The organism is Paenibacillus sp. FSL W7-1287, assembly GCF_038004245.1.
GTDB classification, from domain to species: Bacteria; Bacillota; Bacilli; order Paenibacillales; family Paenibacillaceae; genus Pristimantibacillus; species Pristimantibacillus camelliae.
This window is the reverse complement of record NZ_JBBORD010000001.1, coordinates 2,249,426-2,270,971: the sequence shown is the minus strand read 5'-3', so window position 1 is coordinate 2,270,971 and position 21,546 is coordinate 2,249,426. Positions and strand designations below refer to the sequence as shown.

General features: G+C 43.9%; 20 protein-coding genes. 6 read left to right on the top strand and 14 right to left on the bottom strand.

The annotated features are described in order from the left end of the window. Positions 1 to 271: 271 nt before the first annotated feature. On the bottom strand, positions 272 to 1,177 hold the full coding sequence (locus NSQ99_RS10300) for a radical SAM/SPASM domain-containing protein (protein ID WP_251665234.1): 906 nt from the start codon (positions 1,175 to 1,177) through the stop codon (positions 272 to 274). Positions 1,178 to 1,387: 210 nt separating this feature from the next. Between NSQ99_RS10300 and NSQ99_RS10295 the strand changes: the two genes are divergently transcribed. Beyond that, positions 1,388 to 1,759, top strand: coding sequence for a DMT family transporter (locus NSQ99_RS10295; protein WP_251665233.1), 372 nt, complete (start codon positions 1,388 to 1,390; stop codon positions 1,757 to 1,759). Continuing rightward, complete coding sequence (locus tag NSQ99_RS10290; protein ID WP_251665232.1) at positions 1,760 to 2,074, top strand: DMT family transporter; 315 nt, start codon at positions 1,760 to 1,762, stop codon at positions 2,072 to 2,074. A gap of 107 nt (positions 2,075 to 2,181) precedes the next feature. Here NSQ99_RS10290 and NSQ99_RS10285 read toward each other — a convergent pair whose 3' ends face one another. From NSQ99_RS10285 to NSQ99_RS10275, 3 genes are read right to left on the bottom strand one after another with little or no spacing between them, the layout of a single operon-like run. Then, positions 2,182 to 2,400: a cold-inducible protein YdjO-related protein gene (locus NSQ99_RS10285; RefSeq protein WP_251665231.1), complete on the bottom strand. Its 219-nt coding sequence runs from the start codon at positions 2,398 to 2,400 to the stop codon at positions 2,182 to 2,184. Between the two features lie 45 nt (positions 2,401 to 2,445). Further along, positions 2,446 to 3,492, bottom strand: a complete 1,047-nt coding sequence (locus NSQ99_RS10280; protein WP_251665230.1) for a lactonase family protein — start codon at positions 3,490 to 3,492, stop codon at positions 2,446 to 2,448. Between the two features lie 18 nt (positions 3,493 to 3,510). Beyond that, on the bottom strand, positions 3,511 to 4,200 hold the full coding sequence (locus tag NSQ99_RS10275; protein ID WP_251665229.1) for a DsbA family oxidoreductase: 690 nt from the start codon (positions 4,198 to 4,200) through the stop codon (positions 3,511 to 3,513). A 147-nt stretch (positions 4,201 to 4,347) separates the two neighbouring features. On the opposite strand from NSQ99_RS10275, the gene xerS reads away from it, so the two are divergent. Both xerS and NSQ99_RS10265 read left to right on the top strand, forming a co-directional pair. After that, on the top strand, positions 4,348 to 5,430 hold the full coding sequence (xerS, locus tag NSQ99_RS10270) for a tyrosine recombinase XerS (protein ID WP_251665228.1): 1,083 nt from the start codon (positions 4,348 to 4,350) through the stop codon (positions 5,428 to 5,430). Between the two features lie 67 nt (positions 5,431 to 5,497). Then, positions 5,498 to 6,502 (top strand): YpdA family putative bacillithiol disulfide reductase, encoded by a 1,005-nt coding sequence (locus NSQ99_RS10265; protein ID WP_251665226.1) that lies wholly within the window; start codon positions 5,498 to 5,500, stop codon positions 6,500 to 6,502. Positions 6,503 to 6,576: 74 nt separating this feature from the next. Here NSQ99_RS10265 and NSQ99_RS10260 read toward each other — a convergent pair whose 3' ends face one another. From NSQ99_RS10260 to NSQ99_RS10220, 9 genes are all read right to left on the bottom strand, one after another. Next, positions 6,577 to 7,905 carry a DUF4129 domain-containing protein gene (locus NSQ99_RS10260; RefSeq protein WP_251665224.1) on the bottom strand — a complete coding sequence of 443 codons (1,329 nt, stop codon included), beginning with the start codon at positions 7,903 to 7,905 and terminating at the stop codon, positions 6,577 to 6,579. Beyond that, a complete protein-coding gene (locus NSQ99_RS10255) occupies positions 7,902 to 9,008 on the bottom strand; it encodes a DUF58 domain-containing protein (protein WP_251665223.1) in 1,107 nt (368 codons plus the stop codon). The genes NSQ99_RS10260 and NSQ99_RS10255 overlap by 4 nt, the downstream gene beginning before the upstream one ends. A gap of 5 nt (positions 9,009 to 9,013) precedes the next feature. Next, positions 9,014 to 9,973, bottom strand: coding sequence for an AAA family ATPase (locus tag NSQ99_RS10250; protein ID WP_251665222.1), 960 nt, complete (start codon positions 9,971 to 9,973; stop codon positions 9,014 to 9,016). 30 nt (positions 9,974 to 10,003) lie between these two features. Further along, positions 10,004 to 10,939, bottom strand: a complete 936-nt coding sequence (locus tag NSQ99_RS10245; RefSeq protein ID WP_251665221.1) for a polysaccharide deacetylase family protein — start codon at positions 10,937 to 10,939, stop codon at positions 10,004 to 10,006. 21 nt (positions 10,940 to 10,960) lie between these two features. Then, positions 10,961 to 11,935 carry a phosphotransferase gene (locus NSQ99_RS10240; RefSeq protein ID WP_340836418.1) on the bottom strand — a complete coding sequence of 325 codons (975 nt, stop codon included), beginning with the start codon at positions 11,933 to 11,935 and terminating at the stop codon, positions 10,961 to 10,963. A gap of 32 nt (positions 11,936 to 11,967) precedes the next feature. Continuing rightward, complete coding sequence (locus tag NSQ99_RS10235; RefSeq protein ID WP_340836417.1) at positions 11,968 to 12,651, bottom strand: MOSC domain-containing protein; 684 nt, start codon at positions 12,649 to 12,651, stop codon at positions 11,968 to 11,970. A gap of 466 nt (positions 12,652 to 13,117) precedes the next feature. After that, entirely contained in the window at positions 13,118 to 14,737 is a 1,620-nt protein-coding gene (locus tag NSQ99_RS10230) for an APC family permease (RefSeq protein ID WP_340836415.1), read from the bottom strand. Between the two features lie 318 nt (positions 14,738 to 15,055). After that, positions 15,056 to 16,624 (bottom strand): IS1182 family transposase, encoded by a 1,569-nt coding sequence (locus tag NSQ99_RS10225; RefSeq protein ID WP_340834972.1) that lies wholly within the window; start codon positions 16,622 to 16,624, stop codon positions 15,056 to 15,058. A 516-nt stretch (positions 16,625 to 17,140) separates the two neighbouring features. Next, the gene (locus NSQ99_RS10220; protein ID WP_251665217.1) at positions 17,141 to 17,866 is read right to left on the bottom strand and encodes a phosphonate ABC transporter ATP-binding protein; all 726 of its coding nucleotides are present in this window, start codon (positions 17,864 to 17,866) and stop codon (positions 17,141 to 17,143) included. 150 nt (positions 17,867 to 18,016) lie between these two features. Here NSQ99_RS10220 and NSQ99_RS10215 point away from each other — a divergent pair, with 150 nt between their 5' ends. Both NSQ99_RS10215 and NSQ99_RS10210 read left to right on the top strand, forming a co-directional pair. Beyond that, complete coding sequence (locus NSQ99_RS10215; RefSeq protein WP_251665216.1) at positions 18,017 to 18,241, top strand: hypothetical protein; 225 nt, start codon at positions 18,017 to 18,019, stop codon at positions 18,239 to 18,241. A gap of 77 nt (positions 18,242 to 18,318) precedes the next feature. Next, positions 18,319 to 19,044 carry an HAD family hydrolase gene (locus NSQ99_RS10210; RefSeq protein WP_251665215.1) on the top strand — a complete coding sequence of 242 codons (726 nt, stop codon included), beginning with the start codon at positions 18,319 to 18,321 and terminating at the stop codon, positions 19,042 to 19,044. 134 nt (positions 19,045 to 19,178) lie between these two features. On the opposite strand, the gene NSQ99_RS10205 is transcribed toward NSQ99_RS10210, so the two are convergent. Further along, entirely contained in the window at positions 19,179 to 21,521 is a 2,343-nt protein-coding gene (locus tag NSQ99_RS10205; RefSeq protein ID WP_340836414.1) for a DNA topoisomerase 3, read from the bottom strand. Positions 21,522 to 21,546: the final 25 nt, after the last annotated feature.

Genomic DNA, 21,546 nt, shown 5'->3' with positions numbered 1-21,546 from the left:
AAAATAGTTAACCACATTAAGGATACTAGTAATTAATGTGGTTAACTATTTGTTTTTTCATCAAAGTCGGCGTTTTAAGCTACATCTTCCAATAAAAGCTTAAAACGTTCGGCTTTCAGGATCAAGAAGCTTGGACGATACTAGAAAACGAGGAGCGCAGCGTACGTTCTTGGTACGTGAGCACCGGAGTTTTCGGTAGCGTTCAAGATTCGCCGTCGACTAGACTACAACGCCCTATATCGTCATCAAAGTCGGACGTTTTAAGCCACATCTACGCTTCCTTCTTGGAGGTTTTGCCAAACCGCTGCCTATACCCACACTTCCGGCACAACTCCTCCACCGCTCTTCTACGTGAAAAACCATCATAAATCGCTGTTGCACGTTCACCTGCGATAATGTCGGAGAAGCTTTGCTCATTTACATTGCCAAGCTTGAGTATGCCTTCTCCATCCAAGCAGCAAGGGATGACCGTTCCGTCTATCAATACGCCTGCCTGATTACGCAGCGCATGACAGAAGCCTACCCCATCGTCCTCTTCCTCATCAAGTGCCGGCCAGCGGAACTGTGGATCCTGGTTAATATAGACACGATCGGCAATTTTCATACCTGAGCCTGTCCCAGGTATATACACCTCTTGGATTTCGTAATCAAGCTCAAATGCTCGCTCAATCATCTCAAGCAGCTCACGATTGCGTCTCGTTTTAACATTCTCTTCGTTATCCTCAGATAAATTCCATAAACGAAATGACGTAATCATATCGGTTGTTGCTCGAGCTTCATTTACAAATTCCAAGATGTCAGCTAAATATTGCTTTAGGTCACGACTGCCCGGATCGCCATCGAAGCTATGCAATGAAAAATTCATTTGGCGTAGCGCAGGCTTGCCAAGCAGCTTTTCTCTATTTTTCCGAATGAGCGTCCCATTCGTCGTTATATTGACCTTGAAGCCCTTGTCGTGTGCAATATCAAGCAGCTGATCCAGCTTCGGATGGAGCAACGGCTCTCCCTTTACGTGAAAATAGATATAGTTCGTATATGGTTTTATTTCATCCAATGTATGTGAAAATTGCTCGATAGATAGAAATCCCTTTGCACGCTCTGTTGGAGGACAAAAATAGCAAGATAAATTACAAATGCTTGTTGTTTCAATATAAAATTTCTTAAATCTTCTATTCATTTCTTCTTACGCCTCTTCATCTATTAGTATAACCTCATCATATCACACTATGCTAAGCAAGCACATCAATACTAGCGATGGACTATTGCTTCACCCTCATACCTGCGCTATAATCCTTCTTATTCAATAAAAGCTTAAGCTATCACATTTCAATAAAAGCTTAAGCTACTTCTGTTATTATTCTAGTTATGTTGGAAGGTAGGATTCACAATGAAGCACAATAAGTACTGGCTAATCGTCGTTATTGCCGGTTTGTTCGAGGTTGTTTGGGTTTCTGGCTTAAAATACTCCACTACCCCACTTCAATGGATCGGTACAATTCTCGCAATTATTTTAAGCTTCTATCTCTTTATTTTAACAACTTATAAGCTACCGACAAGCACGGCATACTCCGTATTTGTAGGTTTAGGTGCTGCTGGTACAGTAATCGTTGAAATGCTGATATTCAATGAGCCCGTACATTGGGGTAAAATCGGATTGCTTGCAGCACTATTAGCAGCTGTAATAGGCTTAAAGCTTGCTGAGCATGGTTCAGATGACGGTTCGCAACAAGAATCGCGCGCAGCGAAGGAGGATGCTTAGATGAGCTGGTTGTTTGTCATTGTAGCAGGTTTATTTGAGATGCTGGGTGTAATAGGCATTAACAAGCTAAACGAGAAAATATCGTTCAAAAATATAGCGATAACCGTGATCGGATTCGGCTTAAGCTTTTTATTTCTAACGCTATCTTTAGAGGAGCTGCCAATGGGTACTGCCTATGCGATCTGGACAGGCATTGGCGCTGCTGGAAGTGCACTTATAGGGATTATCTTCTATAAAGAGTCTAAAAATGCAGCTCGTTTGTTCTGTATTGCAGTCATTATCGCTTCTGTAATCGGTCTTAAGCTATTAAGCTAGCAATAACACGTTTATCTACACGTTATCTATTTTCGCTATATACTAAAACTAAATGAGCTACACAAAAAAAGCAGCAGTTCTCTCGCGGAACTGCTGCTTTTTTGTATTTAAATATCAAATTCACTTTTTGGCTTTTTAGGCTGACGCGGAACTTTATTCTGCACCGATGGCAAATGGCGCATGCTTCGAAGCATAGGGCCTTTGCAAATTGGACAGGTTTGGTCGGGCTGCGCAAATTCTTCACGAACCCACGCTTTACATTCAGCATTTTTACATTTCAAAATTTTGGTAGGTTTTAGATCTGTTGATGTATTAGTAGTAGTCACGCTTAAATGTTCCCCTTACGTACGTTAGTGTCTTTTTTTAGAATGTTATTGAACAGGAATAAGACAAACTGGCTTAGTCGAGAATGCTTCTTTACCTATGGACTGTAGTTGACCTGTCTCAGCATCCCGCTCCAACACAACTATATTGTTGTTATCACGATTTGCCACTAGCAGATGTCGACCGGATGGCGTCAGAGTAAAGTGTCGAGGATGTCCTCCGCCGGATGAAATATGCTGAATAACGGATAGCTCCCCCTGCTCATTTACGGCGTAAACGACAATGCTATCATGACCACGATTCGATCCATACACATAACGTCCATCTGCCGAAATTTGAATCTCTGCTGTGCCATTTTCACCGGTGTATCCCTCTGGCAATGTTGAGATATGCTGAAGCTCTGTCAAAGCTCCCGTTGCAGCATCATAGCTAAAACCAGTAACTGTAGAATTCAGCTCATTGATGACATAAGCGATGGGCTTTGTCGGGTGAAATGTTAAATGACGCGGGCCTGAGCCAGCTGGCAGATCAGCCTCACCCTGCTTGATCAGCTTAGACTGCTCACGGTCTAGTGCGTAGATCATCAGCTTGTCTAATCCAAGATCCTGAACATACAAGTACTTGCCATCTGGACTAAAGAAGCTTGAATGTGGATGTGGACGATCCTGCTGAGGCTTTACGCTACGACCTTCATGCTGGGCAATATCTGCAACCTGACCAAGCGATCCATCCTCGTTCAGTTTAATAAGGCCAACCATTCCACCATGATAGCTTGTAACGATTAAGTAATTATTATGCTCATCTCGTTGAATATGACAGGTTGTACCAGCTACGGACGGCTGAAGCTTTACAAGCTCGAAGCCTTCTTCACTGTAACGTAGATGTGCGATTGCCCCTGATTTCCCGCCATCGTCATTGACTTGCTCACATATCGCATAAACACTATTTTGGGCAGGATTAACATTTAGAAATGTCGGATTTTTTAGTCCTGAATAACCGGCTAATTTCTCAAGCTGTCCGTTTGTTTCATCGAATTTGAATAGTTCTACACCTTGTTCTGTCTCTTCTGCATAAGAACCAACAAATAATAACATGCTTATCACCCTCCCCTATTAAACTTTACATCCATCAGGACCGCAGCTATCATCACCATCAGCTTCAACATGCTGTAAGCCACTTGAACGCTCAGACCATGCCTTGTTCAACGTATCTACAAATACAGATACAGGCTGAGCGCCGCTAATGGCATATTTGCGATCGACTACAAAAAACGGCACGCCTCGAACACCTAGCTGCTGTGCTTCAAATTCATCCGCTCTAACCTGAGCTTTATATTTCTGTTCATCCTCTAGCACCTCTGTCACTTGAAGCTGGACAGATTCAGCTATGGATATAAGCACCTGGCGATCGGATAGGTCCTTGTTTTCAGTAAAGTATGCATAAAACAGCGCCTCAACAAGCTCCTTGGACTTTCCAACGGTTTCAGCGTAATGCACGATTCGATGGGCATCCAGTGAATTAATGGTCATCATATGTTCAAAGTTGAACGTTAAGCCAGCTTCCTTGGCACGACTTGCCACACCACTCGTCATTTCCTTGGCTTGCTGCACGGAGGTTCCGTATTTCTCAGCTAATGATTCAATTGTAGGGCGCTTTTGTGATTCATTTGGATCAAGCTCGAAGCTTTTATATTGAGTCACAATCTGCTCGCGATGCGGAAATTGCTCAAGTGCACGCTCATAATATGTTTTACCTATGTAACAGAAAGGACAAGCAAAATCAGACCATATTTCTACCTTCAACGTAATATCCCCCTCATCCTAAGCCAATGTAGCGCTATTGTTCAACGATTGCTCGTTTCTTGCTAAGTCTCAATTATTGTACCCCAACGCAACAGTTGGTACAATATTGACTAAAGGTAGTTTTTCTATTATAGAGGAGATCATGCAATGAATATTATTAAAGTTAAGGATCGACAAGAGCTAGATCGCAGGCTTCCGAGCATGCCTTGGTATGTTGAACAATTTATCCAATACAAGCTGCCAGATTTGTCTCCCTCCTCTTTGCTAGAGTATATTCGAGATTACGAGACCTTTTTTCATTGGCTTATGGCAGAGGGTCTATCAAAGGCTACGTCCGTTAAGGATGTGAGCTTAATAGAGCTTGAGCAGCTGCGGATGGAAGCGATCGATGGTTACCGATTGTTTTTATCCACCTACAAGGAGGAACGGAATAGCCGAACGACGATTACGCGCAAGCTATCATCCCTGCGCTCGTTGTTTCATTATTTAAGCCAAATTGCTGAGGATGAAGAGTTTTACCCACTACTTAAACGCAATGTCATGGCCAAGGTCGCCATTAAACGCACGCATAAGGCGAAGGATACAGCTGCTAAGCTCGAAGGAAAGCTGCTTCAGGAGCATGAGATCGATGAATTTCTCCATTACGTGCGTAGTGATTATGGCAAGGATATCGCCCGCAACAAGCAAGCAATGTATTCCTATCAATTAAATGTTGTCCGTGACAGCTGTATTATAAGCTTAATTCTTCATTCAGGACTCCGTGTCTCAGAGCTTGTCAATCTTAATGTTGACGATGTCGATATGAAGAAAAAGCTAGTTTATGTGTTTCGTAAAGGTAAAAACGACGAAACGTTCAAAACTCCTGTTTACTTTCGTCAAGCAGCGGTCGAGGATCTGCAGCGATACATGGAGCTGCGCGACATGAGCTATCATGCACCGAAAAGAGAAAAAGCTTTATTTCTAGCGATTGCCAATGGCAAAAAAGAAGGCTCACGAATGACGAAGCGAGCCATTCAAGCGATGGTTATCAAATACGCAACGCATTTTGGCAAGCCTTATTTATCCGTTCACAAGCTTAGACATTCCTTTGCGACTGATTACTATTTGCGCAATGATATCTATAAAACGCAAGAGCAGCTCGGACACGCTTCACCAGAAACGACGCAAATCTATGCTCACCTAACCGATAAAACGATGGCTGAAGCGATTGATCGCTCTAAGGAGGAGTAACGGCTTCGTTTGCTCACTTTATATAAAAGAGTTACAATGATACAAGCTTACGAGGAGGAACCTACTGATGATACAAGAACATACGATTATTATTGGAGCTGGACCATGTGGTCTTGCAGCTGCGATTTCACTTCAACGAATCGGTATTAAACCGCTAGTTATCGAAAAGCGAAATATCGTTCATTCAATCTCACAATACCCTACATATATGTCATTTTTCAGTACAGCGGAACGTTTAGAGATTGGCGACATTCCATTCACAACGGCCAACGACAAGCCAACTCGGCTAGAAGCGTTAAACTATTATCGTACCGCTGCTCAGCGTCATAACCTGCGTATTCAACCGTTTATGACTGTCCAGCGTATTACAAAAACGGATAACGGATTTATACTTGATGCTGTTAATCAATACGATGAACCCTACCAATATGAAGCGAAATATGTCATCGTGTCTACTGGCTACTTCGATCATCCGAATATGCTTGGCATCCCTGGCGAGGAGCTTCCGAAGGTTAGTCATTTTTTCCGCGAGGCACACCCATATACGGGGCTAGAGGTAGCGATTATTGGAGGCAGCAACTCCTCTATCGATGCAGCATTAGAGCTTGAGCGTGTTGGTGCGCGAGTTACAATTATTTATCGCGGGGAGCAATATTCTAAAAGCATCAAGCCATGGGTTCGACCAATCATTGAGTCCAAGGTAGAAAACGGGCATATAAAAATGCTCTTCTCCTCTCGCGTTGAACAGATTCACAATCGTACTATTGAGGTTTCAACACCAGAAGGCATAATCAATCTAGACAATGATTATGTCCTCGCCTTAACGGGCTTTCACCCAGATCATGAGTTTCTAACTACAGCTGGCGTCACGTTTGAACCGGAAGGACATCCAACCTTCAATCAAGAAACGATGGAAAGTAATGTGCCGGGCATATATTTGGCAGGTGTTGTTGTTTCTCGCAAAGAGGATGCAAATGAGATCTTCATTGAATCTGGAAGGTTCCATGGTGACAAGATCGCAGCCCATCTAAAGACTCTAGGAGAAGGCAACGTCACAGCTCATACAGAATAAGCAAAGGGAGTCCTGCTATCGATTAGCAGGACTCCCTTCTATCGTTCTGATCAGATACCGCAACACAGCTGCAATCAACGTTTATGTTTTGAAGCATTCTCTACTTGAGTACGCAGCTGCTCTACCTCGGCTTCATTAGGCTCAAGCTCACCGTACCTCACATCATTGTAGCGATCAAGCAGCTGATCATACATTTGTGATGAGACTGCCTCCTCCTGCTTCAGCAGAGCTATACTTTCCTTAGCCGTTAAATGCTGCGCTAATGGCTTTCCACTGCGCAAGCCATGCTCGATAACTGAGCGATATAATGCCCTAACCTTTTCCGCAGGCGATAAACGCCCCCACTTTTTCACTGGAGAGGCAGGCCTTCTATGTTTCCTTTGCTGCTTTTCCTTATGTCGTTCATGCTTAATATCTTCAATGATGTCGGTATAGCCTTTATCAGCACTGCTTTGCAGTGACTTTAGCTTAAGCAAATGCGCCAGCAATTTCTTTATAGCAGGCAAAAGCTTTTTCACGGCATATATCAATAGAAAAATAGCACCAACGACTATGGCACTGATAGCGAGCCACTTTACAATCGTTTCGAGCAATAGCCAAAACTTTGACGGCTCCTGTTCGGGTCCCATCTCCATAATCGGCTGCATTGGCGCTGCCGGCGCTTCTGCTGTTTGCTGCTCAGCCTCTCTATCTGTAAACAACCAAGCTAGAATGGCTGCAAACAGCTGCTCTGCATAGCGCTCGATGAAGCGCTGAATCTCTCTTGCGCTAGCAATACCGATAATGAGAAGCGCTAGAATCGAAATATACCAGCGATTCATCATGACCGAGCGTTTAATCGTCGACGAGCCTTCATCAATCATCTGCTGATCCTTAATGGTACGCTCATTATGAATATATAGAAAAAGCACGAATGCGATAATGCCTAGTCCATAATAGATCGTATTATAGTCGGAAAGCTCATGAAGTACGATAACCTTTAACAGCTGCAGCGCAATCGTTGATAGCAACAATATGAGCATTAATATGACAGAAAAGCTGTTGGTCCACTGCATTAGCAAAGCTCGAAAACTACTATGTACAACGAGAATACCTACGAATGCACAGCCAAGCCACGCGATTAATGTTAGCTCTACGGCGGTAACAGCAGTAATAAGCAAGAGCGGCGCGATGCCTAGCACAAGGACCGTTGCTATACGATATACATTCCTAATGCTCGTACGATGGTGTGCGACCACTCTTGGTAGCATATAGCTTATTAGCAACGATAAGCCCCAAGGGATAATTAACGAAAGCGGTAAGCTATAGATGGCAATCGTTAGCCATACCGGAGAAAAGTAAATGAGCTCCACGATGCCCTGCCACAACGGCATAGCATATCGTTTCAGATTCGTAGCTTTCATTGGACCGCCTCCTTCGCTAAGTCCTCTGACAGCTCGTCTGTCTGAAGCACAAGCACAGCGTTTTGGTTGCGTCGAAGCTGCTGTGCCGCCTGCTCATTTGCCTCGTTCCAATAGGTGCTAATAATAAATATATCGTGCTGTGACAAGCCTTCCTCAGCATAACGGAGCAGCATATCGTTCAGCGGCTCTGTCCGCTCAAGCAGTAGCTGTGCCATCACCTCTAGCATGCCATACCATTGACCATCCCCACGAGCTGGAGCAACCCACACACTATCCGCATGTTCAATACCTCGCATATTTGCAGCAAAGCCGCACTCCATCCCTTGATCTATCGCAAGCTTAGCCACACCAGCTGCTACATTAATGCTCCGCTCGATCAATTCAATATTAGAAACGGCACGCCACATGCCTTCATTGTCATCAACATTTACAATAATGAGCAGCTTTCGGTTCGCAGTAAATTCATACTGATGAACCTGCAGCGCACCTGTACGCGCTGTCGCCTTCCAATTAACTGCTTTTAAGGAGTCTCCATATTGATAGGGTCTAGTACCAGCCGTGATGAATGGATCAGGCATAATGAATCGTTTAACGATCTGATCACCTTGCCAGCTATGGTAAGGAATTCGATCGAAAGGAATCGTGATCGGCTTCGGATAAACAATAAGCTGGGAATCCAGAGGAATTTGCTTCGATTGTCTAGATATACCGAGTAAATCCCCGCTCGTTAATGTTACCGTTTGCAAATTATAGACGCCTCGTCTCATAGGAACAAGCGCGTGCGTTCGTTTAATTCGCTGGTCACTTGATAGTGTAAAATAGCTTTGGTGATTTTGATAATGAGTCCCTTTACTAACGGAGAAGTTATCTTGATGTGAAAATTGTAAGGCCGCCTCTAAAGAAGATTCAACGTAGAGCCAAGGGATTGGCAGCCTCTTTTTATTGCTTAAGGTTTCAACAAGCAATGTGGTATCCCCTTGAAAGCAGGTACGATCTACAAATTGTCTCGTATATTCTACTTTGCGAAAGCCCAACCTGCGAAACAATATATTCTGAATCGCAATGATTATTAATGTCGTTAACAAAAACCAAAACAGCACCATCTTCGTTACACTCCATGTGGCATTGGCTCTGTTGGTACAGCAACCTGCTGCAGAACCCTAGCAATGACTTGCTCTGCCGCATCGCTGCCTCGATGAATGCCTCTAAGCGCAAGACGATGCGCAAGAACTGGAGAAGCCATCGCTTTAATATCATCCGGTACGACATAGCTTCTTCCCCGTAGCGCAGCATAAACCTGAGCTGCTCGTAGCAAGGCTTGACTTCCACGTGGGGAAACACCGATCTGGACATCATCTAAGGCACGTGTAGCCTCGACAATCGCAACGATATAGGCAAGCAGCTCGTCCGATATACTAACACTCATATAGCTAGCAGAAGCTTCCTCCAGCTGCTGCTTCGTTATTACTGACTGCAGCTGCATAAGTGGGTTGGAATCCTTGAAGCGCTTCAATAATTGTAGTCCTTCATCACTTGTTGGATAGCCCATTTTTATCTTAAATAGGAAACGATCTAGCTGAGCCTCTGGAAGTGGAAAGGTTCCTTGCTGCTCAATCGGGTTTTGTGTAGCAATAACCATAAACGGAGAACCGAGTGGCATCGTAATTCCATCGATACTCACTTGTCTCTCCTCCATACATTCCAGCAGACTCGATTGTGTTCTTGGCGTTGCACGATTAATCTCATCAGCAAGCAGTACGTTGCTGAAGATCGGCCCTGCTCTAAATTCAAACTCTCCGCTCTTCTGGTTGTAGTAATGTATACCGCTAAGGTCAGAAGGCAACAAGTCTGGTGTGAATTGGATGCGCTTAAATTGCAGGGATAACGAGCTGGCTAGAGCTTTCGCCAGCATCGTTTTACCCGTTCCCGGTACATCCTCTAGCAGAACATGACCGTTCGTAATTAATGCAATCACTAGCTGCTCAATAACCTCTTCTTTCCCGACAATAACCTTTCCTACATTGCTTTTTACGGCTTGAAAAATATCCTGTATCGATGAATGGTTCACTAAACCGCCTCCAATAATATAGACTCCTTATTAGAATGGATAACTTCGCCGTGATTGGTTTCGCTGAAGCTGCTGCAATTCTCTCCAGTGTATGAGCTTAATATTCTGCTCTTGTAAAAACTGCTTCACATCCGGCTTACTTAACGCTTCCCATTCAATAACCCGCTTGCTTGCTTGACCATGAAAAGACTGTAATTCTGCTGCTGGCTTGCTTGGATGTACAATTAGCTCCGATACACCTGGCTTTAGCTTTTTTAGATAATCCATTAGCTCCTGCAGAAAGCTATCCGTTGTCTCATTTCCCCTTGATTCGAAGGGAAGTCCGATCAAATAATCGACGATAACAACTCCTTTCTGGTCAGCAAGCTGCGCAAGCGCTGCCAATTGTGGAGCAAGCTGAGCTGGTACGACCTCTTGCTGAGCTTCATTTACGAACCTCGGAAGGCGGAATGGGAGGCCATAATGCGCACATACATCAAGTGCTTCCAGCAAAAAGTGCTTGCCTGTCGCTAAGCCGTACAGACTGCCCATATGGCTGTCCGCGTGAGTAGGCTTCATCCCGAGATGCAGCGCCATTTCAATCTGATGATACAGCTCAAGCGCGACCTGACTTGGTGCCGCTGACTGCTCAAAGCCTAAGCAATCACTGTGGAAATATCCCTCACTTGTCACCAAGCTCGACACGTCCGCATTGCGTGTAACAGGAGCCCATTTGTAAGCCTCCCATTCACTAGTGAACGTAAAATGAACACCAACATCATATTGCAGATGCTTTGCACTCCATGCGGCAGCAGCACGAGCAAATGCACATGGCATCATCACCGTAGCTGAGCTTATTGCGCCCGCCTCGAGCAGCTCTTGAATGCCCGCATTGAAGGATGCACTTAACCCAAAATCATCCCCATTAATAATGAGCAGACGATCCTGCTCTGTATAGCCTAACTGCTGAGCCAGCGTTAAACTCATCGTACATCCCTCACCTTCATCTTATTTCATTTGCTCATTTACAAATGTAATGGTATAAGCTGCGTTCTTGATCATAGCTACAACGATACCAATCGGGTCGATCCCCTGCATGAAGCGTTCAATAAAATGCATGACAACATCCACACTTCGCAGCTTAATAAGCTCAGGCAGCAATGCTAGCTCGCTGTCAGTTAAGGCTACAATCGACACGTACGCTTTTTGCATCGAAAGAAGTTTAGCTGTGACCTCGTCGATATTAGGCTTAATGAGCTCTGACAGCAGCACTGCAAGCTCCATAGCACGAAGATCACGTGTCACAAATTCAAAATCAAGAATAGCGATCACGTTATCCTGTACAGCAAGTGCGTTACTGCAGTTAATGTCCCCGTGAATCCATTGATGGGGAAGCTTGCTTAATTGATGCTCCAGCTCTTCCAGCTGGCCACGCTCCTGCTGAATAAGCAAAAGCTGCTCTTCTAGCTGGGCAATCTCTTCGTGTCCGAGTAAGTGAAGCATTGTAGGCTCATCGAGAGGAAGATAGTTGTGAGCCAGCTGATAATATGGGCTATATGCAGGCACCTCACTTAACTCAACCTGTGACAGCGCTATACTAAGCTTTGCAGTAGCCTCCGCGAGGCTGTTTAATTGCTTAGCATTCGCAACCGATGGACGCTCGCCTTCAATGTAACGATAGCGGGCCGCTAGCTTTCCGTTTTGCAGCTTAGATACGGCACTCCCCATCCTGTTAATTACTGGTACTGGTGTCGCGATCGTTAATGTCTGCTTCTGCAATGCCTGCAGCATCTGATGCTCGAACATCAGCTTTTGCTGGTCAGCATGATTGTTGTAAATTCGAATAATGGATCGTTCTTGCTCGTCTTCGAGAAAAATCGTCGTATTATTCATGCCGCTTAAGCCAGGAATGATCCGTGGCTGACCGTGCCATGCATACTGGCCTAAAAGCTGCTCCAGCTCAGCGGACATAAAACCTTCCATTGATGAGCCTCCCTCTTCTATTTTCCTCTTTTTTAACGAGTCTGTTGCTTTAGTTTTTCTATTTTTCTTGCCAAGCTTTCTTTCCACACTTCAGCAAGCTCAGTAATTGATGCGAGCTGCTCGTATTGCTGTACTGTACTTTGTTTACTATACATGATGCGATTGGCAGCCTTAATCGACATGGAATGCTGTGCTTGCTCGATAAGTTCTACTTCCATACCTAAGCTTGCTTCTCCTTCTTCAAGCACTCTTAGATAGAACCCCGTATAACCGCTTTCCATTGATAGCTGTACGAGCTGTGGCCATTCATTACGAATGCCGAGCTTAAAGCATGGCTGTCTTGGCTGACTAACTTGAACAATAAGTGAACCTATTCGATATGTATTGCCAATTAATACTTGATCCTCTTCAAGGCCTGAGATCGTCATATTTTCTCCAAATGCGCCGGGCTCAAGTGGTCTCCCTAGCTGATCCCAATGCTTATAGCTTTCTTGAAGATAGACACATACCGCTTTATCTACTCCGCCGTGGTGAATTTTATCACCTTGCTCGTCACCCTCCACACCAAGCGAGGACACATAGTGACTTTTATTAGAGAATTGCTTGTAGATTGCGGTTGGAACTTCTTTCTTTCCATGCTTAATCATCTGAGGAACTCCAACTTGAAAGGAGATAATTTCAGGCACGTTCTTCACAATTTCCCTTCTTATTTCCATGAATTCACCACCTACAAGTATTATAGCTTCTAATTGACGGAATTGGCAAAATAGTTAGATTTTATGCGTCATTTCGACAAAATAACTTGCTGCTTGCTTCGTGTTCTACCGTCGAAAGCAAGGCGACATTTGTAAAGTTCTGCGCTTACCCGGGAAATATAAGCAACGATAAGCAGCTTATTTCCCCAAAATAACGAATGGCCACAACGACTATAATCCACTATGCCTTCCACTCTTTCGCCATCTATAACTCTATATTCTTTATACCATATAAATATCTGTAGTTCCTCTATTAAATATTCATGTTATAGATTATTTATAGGGTCATTCTTGATGTTAATGGGTAGTCATAGGCTTTGAGATTTCATCTTTGTCTTCAGATTCTATCTATCGCTTCGCTTATGATCTAATTTTCTTCCATGAAGTACCCTTAATCACAATTTAAGAAACAGCTACCTCCCCCTCTTCATTGTAAAGGCAGCTCTCTTTCTCGTTCGAATAAATCTCGGCTGCTCGTCACATCATATTGCAGCAGTTTTGTCGTAAATCCATTGGCTATGACAGCGTAGATAAGCACTGCTAGAGTAGGTAATATGATGATGGCTAGCTCATAAGCAGTCAAGCTAGCACCAGCAGCACTGACTAATGCGATTAGTACAAGTATGCTTAGTAAGCGAATCGGCTTATCCCATTCCTCTAGCTTCCACAGCGTTGTTTTTTGATCGAGAGGTACGCCATACAGAAGCAGCACATAGATTACAGCATAGCTAATGAACGAGATCAAACTGCTAACGATGAAAAACTCAGTTGAACCGATCATATAAAGCACCAGCAGCATCATACATGCTAGTACTTGTACGCCAATGACGGCGTGCTGAGGACTTTGCTTACTGTAGCTGATTTTAGATAACGTTTGTTTCAAAGGAATAATGCCATCTCGTGCCATTGCCATTAATGTACGTGCACTAACATGCAATAACGTTGAGCCTGAAAACCAGCAGCTTAGTAAAGCTAGCAGCATCAGCCCAACGCCAAGCTGTGGCGTCCGTTCAGCAAGTATCATAAACCACTGCTCACCCTCTGCCCCATTTGCTTGGATACCTAAGTTCATATATACAATCGCAAGCACAAGCATTAAAATCATCCCGACCATATAGGAGTAGCACGTTGAGAGCAATGCCGACCATGCCGTTCTTACCTTCGGCTCAATCGTCTCCTCAGCCGCTTGTGAGCTGGCATCACCGCCGATGAAGAAGCGACAAGCCAATGCAACCATAAAACCTATATGCATCGGTGTCAGCTCACTTGAAGCAGGAAACCAGCCATTAACATTGGTCTCAAGCTGAAACAAATGCATTCCGTTATAAATATCTCCTTGCATCGCTCGATATACAACAATAAATAAAACAATTACACCAAGCCCTTGTATAATAATAGAAAGATAATGAAACAGCGGAGAATAGTTGCTCTTCAATAAGCCAATGACCCCCATAACTAGGATGACTATACCCATGACCATAGTAAATCCAGACATTTGCTCTAGCCAGATGAGCTTATGTCCTGCGAGCAGCTTTAAAAAATACACGACACCATAGCTGTAGCCAAGCAGCATAGCTACCTGAGCAACCAGCTGAAGGCCGCCAACGATCGCACCCAGCCATGCCCCTCCCCTGCGCAGTGCGACGTGATATAAGCCGCCGGCAGTAGGCTGCGAGGATAAGTATTGACCAATTAGAGCTACAATAACAATAAAAAGCAAACCAACACCGCTATACACGAACAGGCTATTAACGAGCCCACCTTGCATCACCATCGGAGCAAACAAAAGTAGCATGATTGGAAACATACCAATCGTATTCATCGATATGCTAAATATGGACAGCTCGCCATATTGTCTTTTGAAGAACTGACCGAAGCCAAAGCGGTGCAGCTCATGCTTGTCTTGCAGCTGCTGAACAACCTTTCCGTATCGCACACCGCTAATATAATTTTGCTTGCGCAAGCTAGCCTGTACCTTTAGCGTAATAGCGAGCATACAAAGTACGGCAACAAACACTAGCAGCATAAACATCATCAAACCTATCATTTTGACACCTCCATGCTTTATTTATATGTTGCATAGAGGTAGTGCATGTCAATGATCCGACTTTCGATGTCGAACTAGATTATGGGGCTGGAATACAGCCCATCCTCATCATGTCATTTCAGATGCTCAGCCCTCAAAAAGTCACCCATCGTGAATTCCTCTTGCTTTTCTGTTTGCTTATGTTTGATAGATTACTGTCCATCTGTATAAATTAAATAAGAGGCTGGGACAAAACTAGCTTCTCATAAACAAAACAGGGATGAAATCGATTCAGATTTCATCCCTGTTGCATATTGCTTGTTACTTATGGGTGAAAACTTACGTCCTCACCGCATACTTTCTCAAGTTAACAGCCAATAATGCTAGACCAATATCATATTCGACTTTAGATTTCCCTCGAAGCATAAAACGAGTGAAACCTAAATTAGCCTTCAAGAAGGCAAAAACTGGCTCTACGTCAATTTTTCGTTGGCGGTAGAGCTTGTTTGTTTTGTCTTCTGAAAGCTTCTCTCTCACATAGGCTTTTTGCTGCTCCCATGTTTCATTGATCATGAGCGTACGATTCGTTCCCTCTTGTGCTTTGGTGCAGGTAGAACGGAATGGGCAGCCTGTACATTCTTCACATTCATATAGCTTAAATTTTCGCATAAAGCCTGAGCGGTCTCTGCGCGTAACATAGCGCTGAAATAGAAGTTTCTTCTCATTGGGGCACAGATAGTGATCTTGCTCTGCATCGTACTCCCAATTACTCGTTTGGAAAGGGTCTGTCTTGAATCTTCTTTTTTGCTCGTTCAAGTAATGAGCATACGTGAGCAGAGGTGTACGGTTGATCTTCGTTAAAATATGATCATAATTTTGTTCACTGCCATAGCCTGCATCCGCAACAATATGTTGAGGTAATTCAAAGTATTCTTCTTCAATGGTATGTAGGAATGGAATCAACGTTTTTGTATCGGTTGGGTTAGGGAAAATGCCATAGGCCAACGTGTATTGCCCTTCGGTTGCAATTTGGACGTTGTAACCAGGCTTGAGTTGTCCGTTTTTCATGTAGTCGTCTTTCATACGCATGAAGGTGGCATCATGATCTGTTTTAGAATAGCTGTTGCGTGCACCTAAAATGTCTAGATCCTTTTCATATTTTTGTTTACGTCCAATCCATTCTCGAACCTGCTTGACCATTTGCTTAGGTGTTTTGCGTTGACGGCGTAGCTGCTTACGCTCAGCGATGTCCTCTGTATGAGCGATGGTTTGTGTATAGTCCTCTACAACTTCCTCTAGTTTTTTTGCGATTTCTTGTAGTTGTTCATTGGAAAGCTGTTCATCCTGTTCACGTGCCATTTCAGGAATGATCTTGTTGTTCAGCAGTTCATTGTAGAGCTGATTGGATTGTTCAATGAGTCTACGGTGATGCTTTTCGATGGCTTTTTTCCAAACGAATGTAAACTTATTCGCATTGGCTTCGATCTTTGTACCGTCAATAAAAATAGCCTCCTGATCAATGAGCCTTTCTTCAACGAGTTGACAACGAAACTGAATAAAGCATTGACGGATGAGGTTTTTCATTTCAGGATGAATACGAAAACGATTAATGGTGCGGTAGCTAGGCTCATACCCTTGGGCTAACCACATCATACGAATGCTGTCCTTCGTTAATGCTTCGATTTTTCGACCTGAAAAAGCAGACTGAGTATAGCCGCATAAAATAAGTTTGAGCATCATGCGTGGATGATAAGCTGGACAACCTGAATGACGAAGAAATGAAGCAAAGGCTTCATCTGGAATACTTTCTACAAGATGATGGATATGAAACGCAATGTCGTTTTCTTGTAATTTAACTTCTAAATCTAGAGGCAAAACTAATTGATTCATGTTATAATCTTTAAACATAAGGAACACCTTTCTTGTTGGATTTGGTTGTGGTGACTTAATTTTAACAGATGGTGTTCTTTTTGTATTTAAAAAATATTAAAGCCGTTGAAATTTTACTCGTCGTAAAATTTCAACGGCTTTCTTTGTTTGTCAGGTGGGGTTTTGTCCCAGCTTCTTTTTAAATTAATTACGTAACCTATCGTTTCAAGATGGAGCGCTAGTAGAAAACAAGTAGCGCAGCGTACGTTGTTGGTACGTGAGCAACGGAGTTTTCGCTAGCGCTCCATATTCGACGTCGAATCCACTACGTAGTGTTACATCGTCATCAAAGCCGGACTTTTAACCAACCTCTTACAATGAAGGTTCAAAAGTTCGGCTTTCAGGACCAAGAAGATGCCACGAAGCTAGGAAACGAGGAGCGGAATGTACGTTTTGGGTACATGAGCACCGGAGGCTTCCGATGAGTGGCATATTCGCCGCCGAATATGCTACACGCAACACATCGTCATCAAAGCCGGATTTTTGAATTTCCTCTTAAAGGAGGTTTTTTTCTCTTTCTGTTAGTCTACGGCCATACACATCCACCACCAGCTCCCCACCGTTTAGGCCGAGGATGCGATCAGCATAGCGCTCTGCCCAGTCACCCTGATGAAGCACAGAGATAACGATCAGCCCTTGCTCCTTACACAGCTGTTTTAGCTCGCTAAGTACGATCTCCGCATTATGTGGATCAAGTCCGGCAACCGGCTCATCTGCTACGATCACTTTCGCGCCGTGAACAAGTGCACGAGCAACGGCAATCCTTTGCTGCTCTCCCCCTGATAAATGTCTCGCTTTCATTTTTGCCTTATCCAGCAGGCCACGCTTCTCGATCATATCCATAGCACCCATATAATCATCATTGCGGACCATACCTGTCCACCGTCTCCAAGCAGGAGTCTGACCGACAGCACCGATAATTACATTCTTTAAAGCGGTTTTATCCGGAAACAAATAAGGCTTCTCTTCTAAGTATGCAACCTCTTTCTTCAGCTGCATCTTCGCTCGGAATCCACCTTCAAACACATTTTTCCCGTTAAATATATACTTGCCTGACGTCCAGTTTTCTTGCAGCGCCAAGCACTTTAGCAGCGTTGATTTCCCGCTTCCGCTTGCTCCCTTTACTGCAATGAAATCACCTTCATAAGCATCAAACGTAATATTTTTAAGGAGCTTCGGTCCACCTGGTATAGACTTTGTAAGATTTTGTACCCGTATCATATCGTCATCCTTTCTATGAAAATGAAAACGCATCTCATATTTTTAGTTTACGATAAATACTAACCTCTTTCCATACGAACAAATGTTTGGTATAATGATATTAGAACAAACGTTCGATTCTATTATCCAATTAAAGGAGGCTTGATCAGCATGAATCCTACTTCCCAGCATTTTAGATTTATTGAAAAGGTACCACCGAAACGAGACTTGACCTTTACTTTTTTTAGCGATGGCAGACTCACAATTGAGAATAATGATACAGGTGAGCTGATCAGCCCGTCACAACTTCGTAGCGATAGCAAAGACTTCTACATTAAGCATCGTATTCTTTTCATTAAAAATCGATTGCTCGAAGCGCAGCAACGCTATGCCTAGCATATACTTTTCCATTTGACTACTCTATTATAATAAGGTAGATTGATCATACGAGATTGTAATAAGGAGTACACATTATGTCACAGCAAATATTATTTGATCTTGATGATACTTTAATCTACTGCAATCGTTATTTCTTTCGTACAATTGATAGATTTGCTCATCAGCTAGTTAACAGGTTTAACGATCCAAGCGTTACACTCGATGCGGTTAAAGCGAAGCAGAGCGAATTTGACAGTGAGCTGATCGGACAGTCTGGCTTCAAGAGTGAGCACTTTCCACAATCATTCATTGAAACTTACGTTCATTTTGCAGATCTTCTTGGAGTAGCTGTTTCATCTTCCGAAAAGGATTCGCTATGGAAGCTCGGCATGGAGGTTTATGCTCATGAGACGGAGCCTTATCCGTATATGGAGGAAACATTGCAGCAGCTTCAGCATCAGGGCCATGAGCTCCACCTCTACACCGGCGGTGAGCATAGCATTCAACTCCGTAAAATCCATGACATGGATCTAAAGCGTTACTTCGACGACCGAATTTATATCCGACAGGTTAAAAATATATCTGCACTAGATGAGCTGCTTACAGAGCATGCTTTCGAACGCTCAAGAACTTGGATGATTGGTAATTCTATTCGTAATGATATCGTTCCTGCTCTTCATGCAGGCATTCATGCGATCCATGTCGAGGTACCTGATGAATGGAACTATAACATTATACAAGTTGATGTTAAGCCAAAGGGACAATATTTCTCCGTTCAATCGTTGCAGCAAATTCCATCTACATTCGTTCCCGCTATATAAAAAGCTATCCAGAGCAAGCGCACTTACGTGTGCTCACTGGATAGCTTTTTCGCTTTATGCCCATGTAATTGTTTTTCCGCGAAGATTAGCGACTTAACACTCAATCAACGTCATTGATATCTTCAGCAGTCTGCTCACGATCGAAGCGGTTCGATAGCAAGCGTTCCCGTATTGCGATCAGTCAGCAGAAGCTCAGCCTGAATGGTATCACCGTTGTCCCGCTTTAACGATAGAGGAGGTGTTTTCCCTTGATGCACAAGTGACTGAATATGCTGTGAAGACAGCTCTGCACCATACGCATCTCTCCAAATTACAAAGCCGCAGCCTTGCTTGTAGTGTGAGCATCCATATCCCTTTTTCCCCATAATAAGATGTCCACCACAGCCTTGACGTGGACATGGCGCAATGCTCATTACTGTCTGTCTAGCTGTTGCTTCCTCTAGTCGCTGACTGTTAGGCATGCTGCTTGTACGAATGCTTTCAGCAGCTGCGTTCACACGTTGCTTACTCTCATCAGCCGTTTTTCGAGTAGAACGTGTCCGCTTCTCAGCGTCAGCCCCCTTTGCCGCAGAAGCCTCTGTCTTCGCTTTGCTACTACTTGTCCGAGCTCGAGACGTTTTACCCTTTTGTTGCTTTTCAAATTCAAATCGAACAGCGGGCTGAACTTTCACTTTATCAACGATCATCGTTGCGAATTTCTTGACATTCTCCATAAATTGCTCACTAGAGGCTCTGCCCCTCGCAATATCATTCAATCGTTTTTCCCAGATCCCAGTCATCTCTGGTGAGGTTAGCAGCTCAATACCTGCTCCACGTATCAGCTCAATCGCTGCTGTCCCTTTGCTTGTAATCGTAATTCTTTTCCCTTGCATCGTAATATAGCCTACTTGCTTCAAACGCTCGATCGTAGCTGCTCGAGTTGCCGGCGTGCCGAGACCACAATCCTTCATCGCCTCTCTCGCTTCATCATCCTCGATTTGCTTTCCGGCGCTTTCCATTGCCTTTAGCAAGGTACCCTCTGTATACGACTTAGGAGGCTTCGTTTCTTTTTCCTTTGCAGCAGCCTGACGGCAATGAACCGGAGCGTTAGCATCAAGCTCGAAGCCTTCCTGCTGCTCAACAACGTCTTCCTCTTCTTCCGCACCCTTTTTCTTTCGTTTATTGTTAGTTTCCTGCTGGTCACCGTATATCATCTTCCAACCTAGATCGACTAATTGCTTTATATTCGTCTTGAATAAATGCTCTTCTACCTTGGTAAGTACAACATGGCTAATATACTGAGCAGGTGGATAATATTGCGATAAGAACCGCTTCACAATTAAATCATACAGCTTCTGCTCGTCAGACGACAGAGAGCTCGCTCGTTTAGCTGTCGGCAATATCGCGTGATGATCCTCGACCTTGGCCGGGTTACAAATGCTTTTATTGCCAGCATGGACAAAGGAACGATTGGCTCCTGCCACCCACTCACCATATTGCGTCCCTTGCAGGGCATGAAGTGCTTTATGCATCTCGGCAATATTTTGCTCGTTCACGTAGTTTGAATTCGTTCTCGGGTAAGTGATTACCTTATGCTTCTCATATAGACTTTGCGCAATATCTAATGTCTTCTTTGCTGAGAAATTCAATTTGCTATTCGCTTCACGCTGCAGAAGCGTTAAGTCATATAGGCGATGAGGATATTCCTTCACTTCCTTCGCCTCATATTGGTCAATGCTTCCTTGCTTGCCTTTAACCTGACTAGCAATAAGCTCCGCCTTGGCTTGATCGGTCATTCGATCTCCTTGCCATAAGCCCTTATAGGTCGTTTCACCTTGCTTAAAGCTAGCCTCAACAACATAATATTTTAACGAGTCGAACTTCGCGATCTCCGCCTCTCGATCATAGATCAATGCTAACACGGGCGTCTGAACGCGACCTACCGACAGCAGCTCATTATGCTTGGTTGTAAATGCGCGCGTTCCATTCATGCCAATTAACCAGTCTGCTTCACTTCGTGCAGATGCTGCCTTCGTTAAATTATCATACTCATGACCTGGCTTTAGCTCAGCAAAGCCTTTACGAATCGTTTCCACCGTTAAATCTGAAATCCATAGCCGTTCAACTGGCTGCTTAAGCTGCAAGTAGCGCTGAATCAGCGAGAAGATATATTGACCTTCCCGCCCAGCATCACAAGCATTCACTAAAGCGTTGCAACGGCTTGCCAGCTCCTTAATGACCTTCAGCTGATCGGCTGTTCGTTTATTCGCAATAAGCTTAAACTGCGATGGAATAATTGGGAGATGGACAATGCTCCATTTCTTATAACGGTCATCGTAGGCATCTGGTTCAGCAAGCCCAACTAAGTGCCCAATCGCCCACGTAATAATATAATGCTCACCTTCAATATAGGTTCGCATATTTTTTGCTTTAGGCTCGATAGCAGCAGCAATATTGCGGCCCATATCCGGCTTTTCGGCAATAATTAACGTTTTCATACAAACTCCTTTTATAATTAATGCC